15 protein-coding genes are annotated in these 19,063 nt (G+C 74.1%); 6 read left to right on the forward strand and 9 right to left on the reverse strand.

Features of this window, described 5'->3' with window-relative positions:
* Positions 1-22 precede the first annotated feature (22 nt).
* Positions 23-1,219, reverse strand: a complete 1,197-nt coding sequence (locus ACFQ8T_RS17265) for a hypothetical protein (protein WP_430547713.1) — start codon at positions 1,217-1,219, stop codon at positions 23-25.
* A gap of 188 nt (positions 1,220-1,407) precedes the next feature.
* Here ACFQ8T_RS17265 and trpS point away from each other — a divergent pair, with 188 nt between their 5' ends.
* Complete coding sequence (trpS, locus tag ACFQ8T_RS17270; protein WP_430547714.1) at positions 1,408-2,514, forward strand: tryptophan--tRNA ligase; 1,107 nt, start codon at positions 1,408-1,410, stop codon at positions 2,512-2,514.
* 132 nt (positions 2,515-2,646) lie between these two features.
* Here the strand turns inward: trpS and ACFQ8T_RS17275 are convergent, their stop codons facing one another.
* Entirely contained in the window at positions 2,647-4,587 is a 1,941-nt protein-coding gene (locus ACFQ8T_RS17275) for a phosphoenolpyruvate carboxykinase (GTP) (RefSeq protein ID WP_430547715.1), read from the reverse strand.
* A 129-nt stretch (positions 4,588-4,716) separates the two neighbouring features.
* Here ACFQ8T_RS17275 and ACFQ8T_RS17280 point away from each other — a divergent pair, with 129 nt between their 5' ends.
* A complete protein-coding gene (locus ACFQ8T_RS17280; protein WP_430547716.1) occupies positions 4,717-6,195 on the forward strand; it encodes a helix-turn-helix domain-containing protein in 1,479 nt (492 codons plus the stop codon).
* 33 nt (positions 6,196-6,228) lie between these two features.
* Here the strand turns inward: ACFQ8T_RS17280 and ACFQ8T_RS17285 are convergent, their stop codons facing one another.
* The 3 genes from ACFQ8T_RS17285 to ACFQ8T_RS17295 form a co-directional block, all read right to left on the reverse strand.
* The gene (locus ACFQ8T_RS17285; RefSeq protein WP_430547717.1) at positions 6,229-7,530 is read right to left on the reverse strand and encodes a hemolysin family protein; all 1,302 of its coding nucleotides are present in this window, start codon (positions 7,528-7,530) and stop codon (positions 6,229-6,231) included.
* A 154-nt stretch (positions 7,531-7,684) separates the two neighbouring features.
* Positions 7,685-8,476 carry an ABC transporter ATP-binding protein gene (locus tag ACFQ8T_RS17290; protein WP_430547718.1) on the reverse strand — a complete coding sequence of 264 codons (792 nt, stop codon included), beginning with the start codon at positions 8,474-8,476 and terminating at the stop codon, positions 7,685-7,687.
* A gap of 127 nt (positions 8,477-8,603) precedes the next feature.
* Positions 8,604-10,439 carry an FAD-dependent oxidoreductase gene (locus ACFQ8T_RS17295; RefSeq protein ID WP_430547719.1) on the reverse strand — a complete coding sequence of 612 codons (1,836 nt, stop codon included), beginning with the start codon at positions 10,437-10,439 and terminating at the stop codon, positions 8,604-8,606.
* Between the two features lie 117 nt (positions 10,440-10,556).
* On the opposite strand from ACFQ8T_RS17295, the gene ACFQ8T_RS17300 reads away from it, so the two are divergent.
* Complete coding sequence (locus ACFQ8T_RS17300; protein WP_430547720.1) at positions 10,557-10,937, forward strand: YybH family protein; 381 nt, start codon at positions 10,557-10,559, stop codon at positions 10,935-10,937.
* A 28-nt stretch (positions 10,938-10,965) separates the two neighbouring features.
* On the opposite strand, the gene ACFQ8T_RS17305 is transcribed toward ACFQ8T_RS17300, so the two are convergent.
* Complete coding sequence (locus ACFQ8T_RS17305; protein WP_430547721.1) at positions 10,966-12,282, reverse strand: alpha/beta fold hydrolase; 1,317 nt, start codon at positions 12,280-12,282, stop codon at positions 10,966-10,968.
* A 56-nt stretch (positions 12,283-12,338) separates the two neighbouring features.
* On the opposite strand from ACFQ8T_RS17305, the gene ACFQ8T_RS17310 reads away from it, so the two are divergent.
* From ACFQ8T_RS17310 to ACFQ8T_RS17320, 3 genes are read left to right on the forward strand one after another with little or no spacing between them, the layout of a single operon-like run.
* Positions 12,339-13,061 carry a hypothetical protein gene (locus ACFQ8T_RS17310; RefSeq protein WP_430547722.1) on the forward strand — a complete coding sequence of 241 codons (723 nt, stop codon included), beginning with the start codon at positions 12,339-12,341 and terminating at the stop codon, positions 13,059-13,061.
* Entirely contained in the window at positions 13,045-13,677 is a 633-nt protein-coding gene (locus ACFQ8T_RS17315; protein WP_430547723.1) for a TetR/AcrR family transcriptional regulator, read from the forward strand. Before ACFQ8T_RS17310 ends, ACFQ8T_RS17315 begins: the two co-directional genes overlap by 17 nt.
* 17 nt (positions 13,678-13,694) lie before the next feature.
* The gene (locus tag ACFQ8T_RS17320) at positions 13,695-14,582 is read left to right on the forward strand and encodes an EamA family transporter (protein ID WP_430547724.1); all 888 of its coding nucleotides are present in this window, start codon (positions 13,695-13,697) and stop codon (positions 14,580-14,582) included.
* A 204-nt stretch (positions 14,583-14,786) separates the two neighbouring features.
* On the opposite strand, the gene glpK is transcribed toward ACFQ8T_RS17320, so the two are convergent.
* The 3 genes from glpK to ACFQ8T_RS17335 all read right to left on the reverse strand — a co-directional run bounded on the left by glpK (position 14,787) and on the right by ACFQ8T_RS17335 (position 18,994).
* The gene (gene glpK / locus ACFQ8T_RS17325; protein WP_430547725.1) at positions 14,787-16,301 is read right to left on the reverse strand and encodes a glycerol kinase GlpK; all 1,515 of its coding nucleotides are present in this window, start codon (positions 16,299-16,301) and stop codon (positions 14,787-14,789) included.
* Positions 16,302-16,375: 74 nt separating this feature from the next.
* Positions 16,376-17,137, reverse strand: a complete 762-nt coding sequence (locus ACFQ8T_RS17330) for an MIP/aquaporin family protein (protein WP_430547726.1) — start codon at positions 17,135-17,137, stop codon at positions 16,376-16,378.
* A 111-nt stretch (positions 17,138-17,248) separates the two neighbouring features.
* Positions 17,249-18,994 carry a glycerol-3-phosphate dehydrogenase/oxidase gene (locus tag ACFQ8T_RS17335; protein ID WP_430547727.1) on the reverse strand — a complete coding sequence of 582 codons (1,746 nt, stop codon included), beginning with the start codon at positions 18,992-18,994 and terminating at the stop codon, positions 17,249-17,251.
* Positions 18,995-19,063: the final 69 nt, after the last annotated feature.

A 19,063-nucleotide genomic window follows, 5' to 3' on the forward strand; every position in this document is an offset into this window, starting at 1 on the left:
GTGCGTCCGTCGGTCGGGCGGGTCAGGCCCCGCCCTCCGCCGCGGCGGCCTCGGAGCCCGGCGCGCCGCCGGAGGTGCCGACCACCTCGCCGTCGGCGGAGAAGTCCACCGACCCGTCGTGGTAGTCGTCGGAGACCGGCACGTGGACCTGCGGGTCGCTGGGCTTCTCGTCGGCCCAGACCTCGCGCGAGACCCACAGCATCGGGTCGTCGGCGTCGTCGATCCCGGTGAGGCGCTCCGTCTCGTCGAACAGCGGCGGCAGGGTCTCCCAGCCGATCTCCGAGGCGTCGAACAGCTGTCGGGGAACGTCCTCGGGCTCCGGCTGGATGAGCGACGCGCCCTCGCGGGTCGCCTCGCCGTCGCGGTACTGCCACTCGTCGGTCGTGGTGGCCCCCGGCGAGGTGGGGGCCGTGACCCGCACCCACTGGTCGAAGACGTAGACCTCCGTGACCTCGTCCCCCGACAGCGCGAGCACGGCGTCGATCGCGGGCCGCAGGTTCCCCGGGGTGAACATCGAGGTCTCGGCGGCCGCCGCGGCGTCGTGCTCGGCGCGGACGGTGTCGATCGAGCGCGTCTCGACCAGGCGGCCCGCCTCGCCCCAGGCGGGGTAGAGCGCCGCGGCGAAGCCGACGACGGCCAGCACGGGGAAGACGACGAACGGGATGCGCCGGATCGCGCCCGGCGCCCGCCCGCGGCGCGGCGCCTCCCAGACGTCGGCGTCGCGCAGGTCGCGCACCTGCCGGTCGGTCTCGGCGCGGCGCAGCCAGTCGTGATCGGGGGAGTCGTCGAGCACCACCTCCGGGCGCTCGGGGTCGAGCTGGGTCACGACCACGACGGCACCCGGCTGCAACGCCGCCAGCCGCGCCAGGTTCACCACCTGCCGGGTCGTGGTGCGGTAGGGCCCGTGCCCCTGGCGGGGGACGACCAGCAGCTCGATCTCGCACACCGGCTGGTCGTTGACGGCCGACCCGGTGGCCCGGATGCCCGTCACCCGGGCGAGCGTCGTGCGCCCCGCGGCCTTCGCCGCGGCGACCTTCTTCGGGTCCGCGCCGCCCAGGCCCCCCACGACGCCGCCAATGATCGTGAGCGGCAGGCCGATGCTCGCCACCACGATCGCGACGACGAGCAGGGTGCCGTAGAGCGGGTCGCCGGTGAGGGCGTCGCCGAGGATCGACGCCGCGAGCACGCCGAGGGACAGAGCGAACAGGCAGCGGATCACGACCCGTATTCTGCCTGGCCGCCCAGGCGTAGGCTGACGTCATGACGACGCGCGCGTGCTGGTGGTGGCTGCCTCCGCAGCCCTGACCCGACGCACCCACGTCCCCGTCCCGAGCTGCCCGTCGCAGCCGGGACGTTCTCGTGTCCGGACCGGTCCGACGGGCGGCGATCCCCTGAGGAGCCGCACCGATGACCGCACCGACCGTCCTGACCGCCCCCACCCCCGCGACGACGAGCGCCGGCGTCGCGCAGGCCCGCTCCGCCGAGATCGAGAGGGAGATCTCGCGCGACCCGGGCCGCTTCCGCGTCCTCACCGGCGACCGGCCGACCGGCACGCTGCACCTGGGCCACCTGCTCGCCACGCTCGACAACCGGGTGCGTCTGCAGGACGCCGGCGTCGAGGTGGTGCTCGTCGTCGCGGACTACCAGGTCATCACCGACCGCGACGACACCGGCGACCTGCCCGCCGTCGTGCGCGAGGTGGTGCTCGACTACCTCGCCGCGGGCATCGACCCGGCGCGCTCCACCGTGTTCACCCACTCGGCGGTGCCGGCCCTGAACCAGCTGCTGCTGCCGTTCCTGTCGCTGGTGAGCGTGGCCGAGCTGGAGCGCAACCCCACCGTGAAGGCGGAGGCCGCGGACGCCGAGAAGCGGCAGGGGCGGGGCATGTCCGGCCTGCTCTTCACCTACCCGGTGCACCAGGCGGCGGACATCCTGTTCTGCCACGGCAACCTCGTGCCCGTCGGGCTCGACCAGCTGCCGCACCTGGAGACCACGCGGACGGTGGCCCGGCGGTTCAACCAGCGGTACGCGGGCGCCCGCCCGTACTTCCCGGAGCCGGATGCCCTGCTCACGCCGTCGCTCACCGTGCTGGGGAACGACGGCGCCAAGATGAGCAAGTCGCGCGGCAACGCGCTCGAGCTGCGGGCCACCGAGGACGAGACGGTGCGCTTCTTCCGCCGCGCCCGCACCGACTCCGAGCGGCACATCGCCTACGACCCGGAGGCCCGGCCGGAGGTGGCGAACCTGCTGCGCATCGGCGCGCACTTCGCGGGTACGACGCCGGACGCGCTGGCCGCGTCGGTCGGCGACGCCGGGGCGGGGCGGCTCAAGGCGGTCGTGACGGAGGCGGTCGTGGAGGGCCTGCGCCCGCTGCGCGAGCGGCGGGCCGCCCTGGCGGCCGACGGTCCCGCCGTCGTGCGCGACGTCCTCGCCCGGGGGAACGCCCGGGCGAACGAGGTCGCCGACCGCACGCTCGCCGACGTCCGCGAGCTCATGGGCACGGTCTACGCCTGACGCCCGACGCGGTTCGGCGCGGCAGTCTCGGCTCGGCGCGGCAGGACGAACTGCCGCCGCGAACCCGGACTGCCGCGCCGAGCGAGGGGTACGGGCCCGCCGGTGCCTCTCCGGCGGGCCCGGGTCCGTGGGTCAGCCGCGCGCGCCGAGCCGCTCGCGCAGCAGGGAGAGCTGCGCCCAGAGCTGGTCGGGCACGCGGTCGCCGAAGGTCTCGAAGAACTCGCCGGTCAGCGCCGTCTCGGCGAGCCACGCCTCGACCGGGACGTCGAAGAGGGCGGCGAGGTCGTCGTCGGACAGGTCGAGGCCGTCGGTGCGCAGCGCGCCCGCCGCGGGCAGCAGTCCGACGGGGGAGTGCACGGCGCCGGCGTCGGTGCGCAGGCCGCGCGCCCGGTCGAGCTGGGTGACGATCCACTCGACGACACGCGAGTTCTCGCCGAACCCGGGCCACAGGAAGCTGCCGTCCTCGCCCTTGCGGAACCAGTTCACCTGGAACACCTTGGGCCGCTTGTCGGCGTCGAGGCCCTTGCCCACCGCGAGCCAGTGCGCCCAGTGGTCGGCCATGTTGTAGCCGCAGAACGGCATCATCGCGAACGGGTCGCGGCGGAGCTCGCCGACCGTGCCCTCGGCCGCGGCCGTGCGCTCGGAGCTGATCGTGGCGCCCATGAAGACGCCGTGGTCCCAGCTCGTCGCCTGGGTCACGAGCGGCACGTTGGTGGCGCGGCGGCCGCCGAAGACGATCGCGTCGACCGGCACGCCCGCCGGGTCCTCCCAGGTGTCGGCGATCGTCGGGCACTGGGCCGCGGCCACCGTGAACCGGGAGTTCGGGTGCGCGGCCGGGGTGTCGGAGTCCGGCGTCCAGTCGTTGCCCTGCCAGTCGATCAGGTGCGCCGGCGGCTCGGGCGTGAGGCCCTCCCACCACACGTCGCCGTCGTCGGTCAGCGCCACGTTCGTGAAGATCGCGTCGTGCGTGAAGGTCTCGACGGCGGTGGGGTTGGTCTCGACACCGGTGCCCGGCGCGACGCCGAAGAAGCCGGCCTCGGGGTTGATGGCGCGCAGGCGGCCGTCCGGGCCGGGGCGCATCCACACGATGTCGTCCCCGAGCGTCTCGACGGTCCAGCCCGGGATGGTCGGGCGCAGCATGGCGAGGTTCGTCTTGCCGCACGCGCTCGGGAACGCGGCGGCGAGGTGGTACTGCCGCTGCTCCGGCGAGGTCACGCGGACGAGCAGCATGTGCTCGGCGAGCCAGCCCTCGTCGCGGGCCATCGCCGACGCGATGCGCAGCGCGAAGCACTTCTTGCCCAGCAGGGCGTTGCCGCCGTAGCCGGAGCCGTACGACCAGATCTCGCGCGACTCGGGGTAGTGGACGATGTACTTCGTGTCGTTGCAGGGCCACGGCACGTCGGCCTCGCCGTCCGCCAGCGGGGCGCCCACCGAGTGCACGGCCGGCACCCACTGCTGCCCGCCGTCGATGAGGTCCATGACCTGCGGCGAGACCCGCGTCATGACGTGCATCGACACGACGACGTACGGCGAGTCGGTGATCTCGATGCCCACCTGCGAGATCGGGCCGCCGACGGGTCCCATCGAGAACGGCACCACGTACATGGTGCGGCCGCGCATCGAGCCGGCGAAGACGCCGTCCGGCCCGGTCAGCACCTGGCGCATCTCGGCGGGTGCGCGCCAGTTGTTCGTCGGGCCGGCGTCCTCCTCGCGCTCGGAGCAGATAAAGGTGCGCGACTCGACGCGGGCGACGTCGGACGGGTTCGACCGGGCGAGGTAGGAGTTCGGTCGCTTCGCCTCGTCCAGCTTGATCAGCGTGCCGGCCTCGACCATCTGGTCGAGCAGGCGCTGCTTCTCCGCGGGCGAGCCGTCGCACCACACGATCTCGTCGGGCTGCGTGAGCTCGGCGACCTCCCGGACCCAGGCGCGGGGGTCCCGCGGCGACGGCGCGGTGGCGCGCGACGACGCCGCGCCGGCGTGCTCCGCGGGCGCCAGGGCGCTGGGGGCCAGGACGTCCGGGGCGAGCTCGGCGATCGCGAGTCGCGTGCGGCGCGGGTTCGCGGTGAAGGTCATCGGGTGCTCCGTCCGTCGAGGCCCCGGCGTGCGCGGCCGGGTGGGCTGTCTCCAGCCTCCCTCCCCGTCGCACTGACTTTCCAGCGGATCGGCTGTGAAGAACTGCCGATCTTCACGTACCGTCAAACCATGGCTGCCAAGGACGTCCCGGGGACGGATTCGCCGGACCTCATCACCCTCGGCCGGCGCATCCGGCACGCGCGCACGTCGCGTGGCCTCACGCTCGAGGCGCTGGGGGAGCGGGTGGGCTCGGCGCCGAGCCTGCTGTCCCTGATCGAGAACGGACGGCGCGAGCCGAGGCTGTCGCTGCTGCGCTCGATCGCCGACGCCGTGGGTATGGCCGTGCCCGACCTGCTCGCCGACGAGCCGCCGTCGCGCCGGGCGGAGCTGGAGATCGCCCTGGAGCGCGCGCAGCGCGGACCGCTCTTCGGGGCGCTCGGCCTGCCGTCGGTCAAGCCCAGCCAGAAGCTCCCGATGCCCGTGCTGGAGCAGCTCGTCGGCCTGCACACGGAGCTGTCGCGACGCGAGGAGGAGGCGATCGCCACCCCCGAGGAGGCGCGTCGCGCGAACACCGAGCTGCGCCACGAGCGCCAGGCACGCGACAACTACCTGCCCCAGATCGAGGCGCTCGGCGAGGAGCTGACCCACCGCGCCGGGTACGCGGGGGCGGGCGCCCTCACGCACCGCACGGTGGCGCGCATGGCCGAGCAGCTGGGACTGACCATCCTGCACGTGGACGACCTGCCGCGGTCGGCGCGGTCGGTCACGGACCTGAAGAACGGCCGGATCTACCTGCCGCCGGCGTCCATCCCGGGTGGGCACGGGCTGCGCTCGCTCGCGCTGCAGGCCATCGCGCACCGCGTGCTGGACCACGAACGGCCGCGCAGCTACGCCGAGTTCCTGCAGCAGCGCGTGGAGATCACCTACTTCGCGGCGAGCTGCCTCATCCCGCAGTCGGTCGCGGTGGAGTTCCTGCAGCGGCGCAAGCGGGAGAAGGACCTGGCGGTCGAGGACTTCCGCGACGCGTTCGGTGTCACCCACGAGGCCGCGGCCATGCGCCTGACCAACCTCGCCACCGTGCACCTCGGCATCCCGCTGCACTTCCTGCGCGTGGGCGACGACGGCGCGCTGTTCCGCGGGTACGCCAACGACGGGCTGCCCCTGCCGCAGGACGTGACCGGCGCCATCGAGGGTCAGCTCGTGTGCCGCTGGTGGGCGGGGCGCGAGGCGTTCACGCGCCGCGACCGCGCCACCGAGTCGTACCAGTACACCGACACCCCGGCGGGCACCTTCTGGGACTCGGTCCAGACCGGCACCGGCGCGGACGGGCGGCAGTTCTCCATCACCGTGGGCGTGCCGTACGCGCACGCCAAGTGGTTCCGCGGGCGCGACACCCAGGTAAGGCACGCCTCCACGTGCCCCGACCCGTCGTGCTGCCAGCGCCCGCCCGCCGAGCTCGCCGAGCGCTGGGACGGCGTCGCCTGGCCCAGCGCCCGCATGCACCAGCAGGTGCTCGCGGCGCTGCCGCGCGGTGCGTTCCCCGGCGTCGACGACACCGACGTCTTCGCCTTCCTGCAGCGGCACGCCCCCGCCGCCGACCCCTCCTGATGGTGCGGGCGGCAGGGCGGGGCAGCACGCAGGTCAGTCGAGGCGGACCTCGCGGATGCGGCGGTCCTCCACCGCCGTCACGCGCAGGACGTGCTCGCCGTCCGCATCCGGGTGGTCCGTGGCGGGGCCGGCGTCGTCGACCACGACGGCATCGCCGGTCTCGGCCAGGCGCCCCAGCCGTGCCAGGACGTAACCCGCGACGGTCTCGTACGGACCGTCGGGCAGCTCGACGCCGGTGAGCCGGGCGAAGTCCTCGATCGTGAGACCGGCGTCGTACGTGCCCGCCACGTGCACGGCGGCGAGCGGGTCGTGCTCGTCGCGGATGTCGCCGACGAGCTCCTCGACGAGGTCCTCCAGCGTGACGATGCCGTCGGTCCCGCCGTACTCGTCGACGACGAGCGCGAGGTGCGTGCGGGTGCGCTGCATCTCGGCGAGGGTCGGCAGCAGGCGTCCGGTCGCCGGCAGGTCGAGCACCGGCCGGGCGACGTCGCGCACCGTGCGCCGGCCGGCCGACGGCGCCCCCGCGCCGCGGGCGAGGTCGCGCACGTGCACGAAGCCGAGCACGTCGTCGACGTCCTCGCCCGTGACGGGGTACCGCGAGTAGGGCAGGTCGCGCGTGCGCTCCTCGGCCTCGGCGAGCGGCAGGTCCGCCCGCAGGAAGACGACGTCGCCCCGGGGGCGCATCACCTCCCCGAGGCTGCGCTCCGAGGCGGCGAAGACGTCCGAGAGGATGCGCCGCTCGTCCTCGTGCAGGCCCGGGTGGGCTGCGACGAGGTCGCGCAGCTCCTGCTCGGTGATCTCCTCCGAGCGCAGGCTGGGGTCGCCGCCCAGCAGGCGCACGACGGCGTCCGTCGAGCGCGACAGCAGCCAGATGACGGGCCGCATCAGCACGGCGAAGCGGTCCAGCGGCGGCCCGACGGCCAGGGCGACCTGCGCGGTGCGCTGCAGCGCGATCCGCTTGGGCACGAGCTCGCCGAGCACCAGCGACAGGTAGGCGATGACGAGGGTCAGGCCGACGAGCGCGACCGTCGCGGCGGCGCCCTCCGGGAGGCCGAGGGACTCGAGCGCGGGGGCGACGTCGGGCGCCAGGGTGGACGCGCCGTACGCCGCGGAGAAGAAGCCCGCCACGGTGACGCCGATCTGCACGGCGGCCAGGAAACGGTTCGGGTCGCGGGCGATCCCGGCCACCCGGCGGCCGCGAGGGCCGCTGCGCTCGAGCTGGTCGATCTGCGTGCCCCGCAGCGAGACGAGGGCGAACTCCGTCCCGGCGAACACGCCGCCCAGGAGCACGAAGAGCAGGACGAGCGCGATGTTCCACCAGGTGTCCGCGTCCACCGGGGTCCTCTCGGTCGTTCGGCGGCCGAGGCGCCGTCGGTCGCCCCGGTGTCGTCACCCGGTGAACGCGTCGCGGCGCGGCCCGGTTCCGTCGGGAACGTCTCGTCGGGAGCGTGTCGTCAGGAACCGGGTGGTGGCGCCGCGAGAGATCAGGTCAGCGGAAGCGCTGCGCCGCGAGGGGCGCCGCCTCGGCGAGGCCACGGACGGCGGGGTGCGCGTCGTCGTCGGAGCCGGCGGCCATGACGTCGCCCATCGGGCCCGAGGCGACGAACGTGCCGTCCGCGAGCACGTGCACGGTCGGGCACAGCCGGCCGACCAGCTCGACGTCGTGCGAGACCAGCAGCACCGCGGTGCCCTCGGCGCGGGTGGCGTCGGTGAGGCGGCGCACGATCTCGCCGCGCATCGCCGGGTCGACGGCGGTGAGCGGCTCGTCGAGCAGCAGCGCCTCGGGGCGGGTGGCCAGGGCGAGGGCGAGCGCGAGGCGCTGCTTCTCCCCGCCGGAGAGGGAGTAGATCGCGCGCTTCGCGAAGTGCGGCTCGAGCGCGACGTCGTCCAGCAGGTCCGCCACGGTGCGACCGCTCGCGCGGCCGGCCTTGCGGGCGTCCGACAGCGCACCGGAGACGGCGCGCTCCACGGTCCAGCGGAGGTCGACGTCGAGCCCGTTCTGCGCGACCGTGCGCACCGCCGCGCGGAACCTCTTCTTGTCGCGCCGGCCGAGCTTGGCGACCGTCCGCCCCTGGAACGTCACGTGCCCCTCGCGGATGCGCAGCTGCCCCAGCAGTGCCTGCACCAGGGTCGACTTCCCGGCGCCCGACTCGCCCACCACGCCCACGGGCTCCGCCCCGGGCAGCAGCTCCAGGTCGATCCCCTCGAGGATCGCAGGGCCGCCGTAGCCGACCACGAGGCCGGACGCGCGCAGGATCGGGGTGGGGGAGGTCGAGCTCATGCTGGTGTCACCTTCGTGTGTGCGTGCGCCGGACGACGGGGCCGGCCCGACAGTCCGACGAACGACGGTACCCCGCGGTTCCCGCCGCCCTCGACGGCCGAGGGCGGCGGGACGGCTCACGGTCAGGTCACACGCCGGCCAGCACCGCCTCGGCGGCGGGCTCGTCGGGCGTCGCGGAGGGGCCGCGGCCGAGCACGGCGGACAGGGCGTCCGCGAGCCACTCCCGCGCCTCGGCCGCCGTGGCGGGAGCACTCGCCCGGCGGGCCGCGACGTGCAGGTCCGGGCGGACGAGCAGCACCCCGGAGTCCTCGATCTCCCGCAGGTCCGCCCACGTCCCGTAGGGGTCCTCGACGTCCCGGCCGGGGCCGATCGCGACGGTCGTGAGGTCCAGCCCGAGCTCCTCGCCGAGCTCCCCGGCCGCGTCGACCCACGCCTCCCCGCCGATCCCGGTGACGACGGTGAACCGCCCCTGCCCGACGAGGTCGAGGGTCGACGCCTTGACGCCGTCGACGGTCACCCAGGTGTGCGGGATCCGGGCGCCCGGCCACGTGGTGGGCTGGGCGTACAGCTCGGGGTCGAGTGCGAACTCCGGCTCCGGCGTGCCGTCCGGCAGGACCGCGCCCGAGGCGTACCGGTGGTTGTGCTCCACCCCGTGCGCGTCGAACTCGTACTGCTTGAAGGCGATGGCCTCGCGCAGGGCGGCGCGCACCCGCTCGCCGTCCGCGCCCGGCGCCTTGCGGAGCTCGAGCTGGGCCTCGAGCCGCGCGGGGTCGCTCGTGTCCTCGAGCTCCAGCGCGGCGAGGATGCGGCCCGTGTCGGCGATGCTCTGGTTGGCGCGCTCGACGATCTGCCGCGCGACCGGGGCCCGCTCGGCGTCGTAGGAGTCCAGCAGCGCCGGGTCCGCCGTCCCGGCGAGGACGTGGGCGAGCTTCCAGGCGAGGTTGTAGGAGTCCTGGATCGACGTGTTCGAGCCCAGGCCGTTCGTCGGAGGGTGCCGGTGGACGGCGTCGCCCACGCAGAAGACGCGACCCCTCGCCAGGGTCGTGGCGTAGTGGTGGTTCACGGTCCACGGGGACGCGGACCTCACGCGCATCTCGAAGTCGTCGGTGCCCACGAGGTTCACGGCGAGCTCGCGCACGAACTCGTCGGTGAGCTCCGGCGGGCCGGCGGCGACCTCGTAGCCCCACATGACCATCCACTCGGTCCAGGGCTTGATCATGCGCAGCACGCCGAGCCCCACGCCCTCGCGCTCCGCGCCCGGCTGCAGCATCCAGTAGAGGACCGACGGCCGATGGGCGACGAAGCGGGAGAGGTCGGCCTCGAACACGATGCTCAGCGACCCGCCCACGGCCCCCGGGCCCTCGTAGGGCAGGTCCAGGTGCTCCGCCACCCTGCTCCGCGCCCCGTCGGCACCGACGAGGTAGCGCGAGCGCACCCTGTAGGTCGCCCCGGTGAGCCGGTCGCGGACGGTGGTGGTGACGCCGTCGGCGTCCTGCACGTGGTCGACGTACTCGGTGTCGAAGCGCACGGTCGCCCCGCGCTCCTGCGCCGCCTGCACGAGGATCGGCTCGGTGATGGTCTGCGGCGCGTCGACCATCGGGCTCGGGCTCTGCAGCTCGTACCGGGCGCGGCGCGCCGTGTCGGTGCCCCAGGAGGGGATGCGCCCGAGCTCCTCGCCCGTCAGGCTCGTGCAGAACGTCGTGTTGCCCATCGAGTCCCACGGCGTCGCCTCGCGCAGCAGCGCGTCCTCGAGCCCCATGTCGCGCAGCGCCTCCATCGTGCGCTGGTTGGTGATGTGCGCGCGGGGGCTGTCGGCGAGGCGGCCGTACTTGGTCACCACCACGACGCGCGTGCCGTAGGTTGCGAGGAAGAGGGCCGCCGAGGCGCCCGCGGGCCCGGTGCCGACGACGAGGACGTCGGTCTCGAGCACGGGGAGGTCGGGGGCGGGGGAGTCGTGGGTCATCGCGATCAGCTCCTGGTCGTGAGGGTTTCGACGCCCAGCACGGTAGCGAGAACCGGCCCTCACCTGCAGCGACGTCCCGAACGGGTGTGGCGCGCCGTCCGCCGTCATACTGCACGGATGGTGGACCGGGAGTCGGTACGGAGCTGGGTCGCGGGGTACGAGCAGGCATGGCGCGAGAGCGACGCCGACGCCGTCGCGCGCCTGTTCACGCCGGACGCGCGGTACGCGCGTTCGCCCTACGACCCCGAGGAGCTCGTGGGCCACGACGCGATCCGCGGGTTCTGGACCGTCGACCAGGACTCGGCGTTCACGATGGCGGCCGAGCCGCTCGCCGTCGAGGGCGACGTCGCCGTCGTCCGGGTCGAGGTGGGCTACACCGCGCCCCGGGAGCAGGAGTACCGCGACCTGTGGGTGCTGCGCTTCGCCCCCGACGGTCGCGTCGCGGACTTCGAGGAGTGGGCGTACTGGCCCGGGAAGGCCTGGACGGCGGCGACCTGAGAGGCGCGCCGCCGCCCGGCCGGCGCGGTCACGGGCGCGCGCCCCCGCGGGCGTCCATGCGGGCGAGGAGCCGGGGGAAGACGTCGCCCAGGCGCAGGCCGTCGTGCTCGAACTCGTTGGTCACCCAGGTGCGAGCGTTCCCGACGTGGGCCGCCGTCTCCAGCGAGAGCCCGGCGTCGACGAACATGTCGTCGTGGTAGACGGCGGCCTCGAGCGGCACCTCGTTGCGGGCGAGGACGTCGAGGTCGTACAGGTCGTCCCAGCCGGTGCGCGCGGCCAGCGCCTCGGCGGCGGCGCGGAACGGGCGCAGCGCCGAGACCTGCTCGAACATCCAGGGGTAGATCATCTCGCCCGTGAACAGCAGCGGCCGGGCGTCGGCGTCGAACGACGCGTCGTCGTCGCGCACCCGCTGCGCCGCCCATGCCGTGGCGCCGGTGCCGGACTGCGCGTAGATCGACTCGTGCAGGACGGCGTACATCGGGTTGGTGGCGAAGCCCGTGGCGGCCTCCACCTCGGCGAGGAAGGTGTCGGTCAGGTCGTCCGGCGCGTCGTCGTCGAAGGCCTCGTCCACGATCCAGTGCACGCGCTCGAAGCCGGGGCCCATGCCGAAGGCCATGCCGAGGGTCTGGAACCGCTCGACGGTGAGCACGTCGCCGCCGGGCAGGCGGACGTCGCCCGTGGCGAGCCGGTCGGCGATGCGCGCCACGCGGTCGACGTCGTCGGGGTACCGCTCGCGGCAGAGCGCGTTCTTGGCGACCACGCGCGGCTGGGTGCGCCGGTAGACGTCCTCGGCGCTCGCGGTGAGGCCCGCCAGCCCGCCCGTGACGTACGACGCGGACACGCCCTCGGGGGCGCGCGACAGGTACGTGAGCGTGAGGAACCCGCCGTACGACTGACCGAGCGTCGACCAGCGCCGGGCGCCGTACACGGTCTTCCGCACGTGCTCGGCGTCGGCGACGATCGAGTCGGCGCGAAACCGGGTCAGGTGCTCGGCCTGGGCCTCGGCGGACCCCAGCGCGGTGAGCGCGCCAGCGCGGACCGCCGTCGAGCGGCCGGTGCCGCGCTGGTCGAGCAGCACCACGCGGAACCGCTCGAGCGCCGCGCCCACCCAGCCGTCGGGGCCGGTGGGGCGAGGACCCTTGCCGCCCGGGCCGCCCTGGAGGAAGACGAGCAGCGGCAGGTCGTCGGCGCGCCTCGTGGGGTCCACGAGCTCGCGGACGAAGAGGGAGATCGTGCGCCCGTCGTCGGGGCGCGACCAGTCCAGCGGCACCGTGAGGGTGCGGTCGGTGACGTGGACGCCGGGGATCGTGTACTCGCGCGTCGAGGTGACGGTGCCGTTGCTCACCGGCCCAGCGTAGGCCGGGTTGCATTATTGGAGTACATGCTCCAACAATTGTCGGCGTGCCGACCCTGACCCCGTCCGAGGTGCGCCAGCCCCGCTGGGTGCCGCCGCTCGTGCTGCTCGCGACCGTCGCCCTCGGCGTCGTGCTGGGGTTCGCGCTCCCGCCGCTCGCCCGCTGGCTGCACGGGTTCCTGGAGGGCACCCCGCTGCCGAGCCTCGGCCCCGTCGAGCTCCTCGCGGGACTGCCCCTCGCGTGGTCGGTGCCGATCCTCGGCGGGCTGGGCGTCGTCGCCGGCGTCGTCCTGGCGCTCAGCACGGTCGGGGAGGCGCTGCGGCTGACGGTCGCCGACGACCACCTGGAGCACCGCACCGACGACCGGGAGGGCTGGGTGGAGCGGACCGACGTCGCCGACGTCTTCCGCGACGCCCGGTACGTCGTCCTCCTCGGGGCGGCCGGCGCCCCGCGGGAACGGCTGGACGCGGACACGCTGCGGCGCGACGAGCTCCAGGCCGCGTTCGAGGCGCACGGCTGGCCGTGGCGTGACGCCGACCCGCACGAGCACGCGTACGAGCGGTGGATGGACGGCCGGCCCGGGTTCTCGGCCGAGGAGCACGCCCTGCTGCGCCGGCGGCTCGCCGAGCGCAAGGACGCCGCGGCCGTCGCCGAGGTCGACGGGGCGCTCGCCGCCCACGGGCTCGCCGCGCGCGTCCGCGAGGACCGGCTGCAGGTGCGGCGGCTCGGCGTCGTGCCCATGAAGGACGCCCGTGGCGCGCAGGGTTGACCCGGAGCGCCACGAGGCGCGCCGCCTGCAGATCGTCGCGGCCGGGCTGACGGTGCTGGCCGAGCGCGGCTACGAGGGCGCGACGACCGCGGCGATCTGCCGCGAGGCGGGGATCGGGTCGGGGACGTTCTTCCACTACTTCGCCACGAAGACGGAGCTCGTCCTGGCGATCCTCGAGCTCGGCACCGCCGAGACGGTCGAGAAGGCGGCGGCCCTCGAGGGTCGCACCGACCCGCTCGCCGTCCTGCTCGAGCTCGTGGGCTCGTGGGCCGACGACGCCGCCGACGCCCGCATCCCCGGCTTCGTGCGCGCCGTCGCCGGCGTCATGCACCTGCCCGCCGTCGCCGACGCGCTCGCCGCGGACGACCGGGCCCAGCGCGACCTGCTGCTGCCGTGGGTCGAGCGCGGTCAGGCGGCGGGGGAGGTCCGCGCCGACCTCCCGCCCGCGCGCATCGCCTCGTGGCTCGCCCTGCTCTCCGGCGGCTTCCTCGAACGGGTCGCGACCGACCCCGACTTCAGCGTCGACGGCGAGCGGGACCTTCTGCTCGCCACGGCGCGGGAGTTCCTGACGGGCCACGGCCCCGGCGCGGGTGCGACCACCGGGGGTCGCCGCTAGGCAGGAGGGATGGCCGTGTGCCCCCACCTCTCCCGTGCGACCCCCTGACCGTGGGCGCCCTGCTCGCGCTCGCGTCGGCGCTCCTGTACGGGGTGTCGGACGTCGTGGGCGGCATCGTCTCGCGGCGGATGCCGTTCGTCCGGGTCGCGCTCTGGGGCCAGGTCGGCGGCCTCGTCGTGACGGGCGTCGTGGCGCCCTTCGCGGGGGGAGCCGGGCCGACGTCGGCCGACCTGCTCTGGGGCGGCCTCTCCGGGGTCGGCACCGGGGTCGCGATGGTCGCGCTGTTCCGGGGGATGAGCCGGGGCGCCATGTCCCTGGTGGTACCCGTGAGCGCCGTGGGCGGCCTCGCCCTGCCGGTCGTCGTGGCAGCGCTGGCCCTCGGGGAGCGACCCGCGCCGTGGACGTGGACGGGCGTGCTGCTGGCCCTGCCCGCGCTCTGGCTCGTGGCACGGGGCGGGCCAGGGGCGCCGGCGGGGGACGCGCGGGCCGTGCGCGACGGTCTGACCGCGAGCGTCGGCATCGGAGTGCAGTACCTCGCGCTCGCCCAGTCCGGTGGCGGGTCGGGCATCTGGCCGGTGGCCGCGGGCCGGGTGACGGCGGTCGGGTGCGTCGCGGCGCTCGCGCTCCTGGCGCTCCGGCGCCCGCCCGCAGAGCCGCGACCCGCCCCCACCCCGGCGTTGCGCCTCGCGGCGGCCTCCAGCGGCGTCCTGGCCGCCGCGGCCCTGGTCTGCTACCTGCTCGCCGCCCGGACCGAGCTCGTCGCGGTGGCGGTCACCCTGTCGGCGCTCTACCCGGTGGTCCCGGTCCTGGTGGGCCTCAAGCTCCTGCACGAACGGCTCGCCCGTCGCCAGGCCCTCGGCCTCGCCCTGACGCTCGCCGCCTCGGCCCTCGTCGTCGTCCCCTGACGCAGCCTCCCCCGGCACGGCCTGGCGCGGACGGAGCACAGCACCAGGCCCCTCAGCCCCCCACACGCGGAGGACGAGGGCAGAGCCGAGGGGACGGCATCGCTTCGCCCGGACGTATCCCTCCCGAAGTGGAGGGCGCCCTGGCGCCCGTGAACGCGTCCGGGCGAAGCGATGCCGTCCCCTCAGCGGCGGCGAGCCGAAGGGCTACTGCACGTCCGCATCAACCCAGTCGAAGGTCTTCGTGACCGCCTTCTTCCACGACCGGTAGAGCCGCTCGCGCTCGTCCTCGGCCATGGCCGGCGACCAGCGCTTGTCCTCCGCCCAGTTCGCGGTGACGTCCTCCTCGCCCTTCCAGAACCCGACCGCGATGCCGGCGGCGTAGGCGGCGCCGAGCGCCGTCGTCTCGGCGACCTTGGGCCGCACGACGTCGACGCCGAGCTGGTCGGCCTGGAACTGCATGAGCAGCTCGTTCTGGACCATGCCGCCGTCGACCTTGAGCTCGGTGAGGTCGACGCCGGAGTCCTTCTTCATGGCGTCGACGACCTCGCGGGTCTGGAACGCCACGGCCTCGAGCGCCGCGCGGGCGATGTGGTTGCGGTTGACGTACCGGGTGAGGCCGACGAGCGCGCCGCGGGCGTCGGGGCGCCAGTACGGGGCGAACAGGCCGGAGAACGCTGGCACGAAGTACGCGCCGCCGTTGTCCTCGACCTTGCGGGCCAGCCACTCCACGTCGGGGGCGTCCTCGAACATGCCCAGGTTGTCCCGCAGCCACTGGATGAGGGAGCCGGTGACGGCGATGGAGCCCTCGAGGGCGTACACCTGGGGGGCGTCGCCGATCTTGTAGCAGACGGTGGTGAGCAGGCCGTTCTTGCTCGGCACCTTCTCCGTGCCCGTGTTGAGGAGCATGAAGTTGCCGGTGCCGTAGGTGTTCTTCGCGGTGCCGGTCTCGAAGCACGCCTGGCCGAACGTGGCGGCCTGCTGGTCGCCGAGGATGCCGGCGATCGGCACGCCGGGCACGAGGCCGCGGGGGCGGCCCTGCCCGTACACCTCGGAGGAGGAGCGGATCTCGGGCAGCATCGACAGCGGGATGCCCATGTCGGCGGCGATGTCCTCGCGCCAGCTCAGGGTGTCGAGGTCCATCAGCATGGTGCGCGACGCGTTGGTGACGTCGGTGACGTGCACGCCGCCGTCGGGCCCGCCGGTCATGTTCCACAGCACCCAGGTGTCGGTGTTGCCGAACAGCAGGTCGCCCTTCTCGGCGGCCTCGCGCGCGCCCTCGACGTTGTCGAGGATCCACTTCACCTTGGGGCCGGAGAAGTAGGTCGCCAGCGGCAGGCCGACGATCGACTTGTACTTGTCGGCGCCCTCGGAGCCGCCGAGCTCGTCGACGATCGCCTGCGTGCGGGTGTCCTGCCACACGATCGCGTTGTACACCGGCTTGCCGGTGTTCTTGTCCCACACGACGGCGGTCTCGCGCTGGTTGGTGATGCCGATGGCGGCGAGGTCGGTGTGCGCCAGGTTGCCGCGCGTGAGCGCCAGCCCGACGACCTCGCGCACGTTGCTCCAGATCTGCTCGGCGTTGTGCTCGACCCAGCCCGCCCTGGGGAAGATCTGGTCGTGCTCGAGCTGGCCGGTGGAGACGATCCGGCCGGAGTGGTCGAAGACGATGGCACGCGAGCTCGTCGTGCCCTGGTCGATGGCGAGGACGTAGTCAGCCATGGGGGTTGCCCTTCACGTCGGTGTGGGTGGTGCGGGGTGCCGGCCGGGCCGGGCGGCCCGGCCGGCGGGGTGGATCAGGAGTAGACGGAACCCAGGAGGCCGGCGAGCACGCCGCCCACGAGCGGGCCGGCGACGGGCACCCAGGAGTACGCCCAGTCGCTGGACCCCTTGCCCTTGATGGGCAGGAGCGCGTGCGCGATGCGGGGCCCGAGGTCTCGGGCGGGGTTGATCGCGTACCCGGTCGGGCCACCGAGGCTGGCGCCGATGCCGACCACGATGAGTGCGACGGCGAGCGGCCCGAGCCCGGACGGCGTCTTGCCCGAGATGACGACGAAGAACACGAGCACGAAGGTCGCAATGACCTCGGTGATGAAGTTCCAGCCGTAGGAGCGCAGCTCCGGCCCGGTCGAGAACACCGCGAGCTTGGTGGCGCCGGGCGCCTCCTGGTCGAAGTGCTTCTTGTACACGATGTAGGCCAGCACCGCGCCGATGATGGCGCCGATCATCTCCGCGGCGAAGTAGATGAACATGTTGCCGACGGTCGGCTCGATCGTGGCGGTGACCCGCCCCTCCGGCCCGGTGAGCGTCGCGAACGGCGACTGCGCGGCGTAGAGCCCGATCGTGACGGCCGGGTTGAGGTGCGCGCCCGACTTGTACGCGGTGAAGACACCCGCGAAGACCGCGAGGCCCCACCCGAAGTTGATGAGCAGCCAGCCGCCGTCGAAGCCCTTGGATCTCGGGAGCACCACGTTGGCGACGACGCCGGCGCCCAGCAGGATCAGCGTCGCGGTCCCGAGGATCTCGGACCAGAACGCCTGCATGATCAATGAGTCCATCGTCGGATCTCTTTCTCTTGAGGGACCACGTTGTCCTCTCCGGGTCGGAGAGAGCCCGCGTCGGGCGGAGCGCCCTGCGGGAGGCCGGCCGGACGTCCGGCCGGGGTCGGGTCAGCCCCGCAGGGGCTGCATGGCGGCGACGTCGGTGGCGCGGAGGCGTACGGCCTCCGCGGTGGCGTCGTCGGGCTCGTGCTCCGCCGCGTCCTCGGCCTGGGCGCGGGCGGTGTAGGCGTCGATCTCGGCCTGCTTGGCCGCGTCGTCCCAGCCGAGCAGAGGTGCCGCGATGTCGGCGATCTCGGGCAGCGCTGCCAGTCCGCGGTCGAGGACCTCGTACACGAGGCGGGTGCGGTGCAGCAGCAGGTCCTCGAGGTGCAGCGCGCCCTCGTGGCTGACGCCGAAGTGGATCTCGGCGCGCAGGTACGCGGGGGCGTGCTCGAGCGGACGGGCCAGCGACGGGTCCTGCTCGCACAGGTCGACGAGCTGGCGCAGCGACGAGCCGTAGCGGTGCAGCAGGTGGTCCACCATCTGCGGCTTCCACCCGTACTTCGCCGCCCAGGTGCGGGCGAGGCGACGGGTGGCCTGCAGGCCGACGGCGCCCAGCAGCGGGATCTGGTGCGTGATCGACGGCAGCGCGGTGGCGCGCTGGCCGATGGCGAAGTCCACGGCGTCCTTCGCCATCACGCGGTAGGTCGTGAGCTTGCCGCCGGCGATGACGGTGAGGCCGGGCACCGGGCTGGCGACGGTGTGCTCGCGCGACACCTTGGCGGAGCTGGTGCCCTCCTTGGTGCCGGGCTGCAGCAGCGGGCGCAGGCCGGCGTAGGTGCCGATGATGTCGTCGCGGGACAGCGGGTGGGCCAGCACGGCGTTCGCGTGGTCGAGGATGTAGTCGATGTCCTGCGCGGTGGCGACCGGGTGGGTCGGGTCCTGGGTCCACGGGGTGTCCGTCGTGCCGACCACCCAGTATCGGGACCACGGGATGACGAACAGCACCGACTTCTCGGTCTGCAGGATCAGGCCGACGGTGCCCTTGATGCGCTCGCGCGGGACGACGATGTGCACGCCCTTGGAGGCCAGCACCCGCAGGCCGCCGGTGTCGCCGGCGAGCGCCTCGGTGTCCTCCGTCCACACGCCGGTGGCGTTGATGACGTGCCGGGCGCGGACCGTGATCTCCTCGCCGCTCTCGAGGTCCGTGAGGACGGCGCCGTTCACCGCGCCGGTGGCGCCCTTGGTGAGCGCCACGACCTGGGTGCGGGACGCCGCGTGCGCGCCGTAGCTGACGGCGGTGCGCACGAGCGTGGACACCAGCCGGGCGTCGTCGACCGACGCGTCCCAGTACTGCACCGCGCCGATGGCGGCGTCGTGCGCGAGGTCGGGGAACTTCGTCGACATCCGGCGGCGCGACAGGTGCCGGTGCAGCGGCATGGCGCGACGCCCCGGGGCGAGGGACGCGAGCGTGTCGTAGAGCGCGATGCCGGCGCCCACGTACGCGCGCTCCCACAGCCGGTGCTCCAGCGGGTACAGGAAGGGCACGGGCTTGACGAGGTGCGGGGCGATGTCCTTGAGCAGGAGGTCGCGCTCGGTGAGCGCCTCCTTGACGAGGTGGAAGTCGAGCATCTGCAGGTAGCGCAGCCCGCCGTGCACGAGCTTGCTGCTCCGGCTGGACGTGCCCGACGCCCAGTCCTGCGCCTCGACGATCGCGGTCGACAGGCCGCGGGTGGCGGCGTCGAGCGCGATGCCGGCGCCGGTGACCCCGCCGCCGACGACGAGCACGTCGAGCTCGCCGCTGGGGGTCTGCGAGCCCTTGAGCGCGGCGAGGGCCTGGGTGCGTGACTCGGCGGTGAGCCGGGTGGAGGCCATCGTGGTTCCTTCCGATCGGGACGACGCTCCCAGAGCAGCACCGCCAGCACGTCCGCGCAACCTGGGTGC

It is taken from the genome of Isoptericola sp. NPDC056618, assembly GCF_042792715.1.
GTDB classification, from domain to species: Bacteria; Actinomycetota; Actinomycetes; order Actinomycetales; family Cellulomonadaceae; genus Isoptericola; species Isoptericola nanjingensis.

Coding starts and splice junctions, on each gene's coding strand:
- ACFQ8T_RS17295 (WP_430547719.1), bottom strand. CDS start 10,439: ATGACCCACGACTCCCCCGCCCCCGACCTCCCCGTGCTCGAGACCGAC.
- ACFQ8T_RS17300 (WP_430547720.1), top strand. CDS start 10,557: ATGGTGGACCGGGAGTCGGTACGGAGCTGGGTCGCGGGGTACGAGCAG.
- ACFQ8T_RS17335 (WP_430547727.1), bottom strand. CDS start 18,994: ATGGCCTCCACCCGGCTCACCGCCGAGTCACGCACCCAGGCCCTCGCC.
- ACFQ8T_RS17280 (WP_430547716.1), top strand. CDS start 4,717: ATGGCTGCCAAGGACGTCCCGGGGACGGATTCGCCGGACCTCATCACC.
- glpK (WP_430547725.1), bottom strand. CDS start 16,301: ATGGCTGACTACGTCCTCGCCATCGACCAGGGCACGACGAGCTCGCGT.
- trpS (WP_430547714.1), top strand. CDS start 1,408: ATGACCGCACCGACCGTCCTGACCGCCCCCACCCCCGCGACGACGAGC.
- ACFQ8T_RS17275 (WP_430547715.1), bottom strand. CDS start 4,587: ATGACCTTCACCGCGAACCCGCGCCGCACGCGACTCGCGATCGCCGAG.
- ACFQ8T_RS17330 (WP_430547726.1), bottom strand. CDS start 17,137: ATGGACTCATTGATCATGCAGGCGTTCTGGTCCGAGATCCTCGGGACC.
- ACFQ8T_RS17290 (WP_430547718.1), bottom strand. CDS start 8,476: ATGAGCTCGACCTCCCCCACCCCGATCCTGCGCGCGTCCGGCCTCGTG.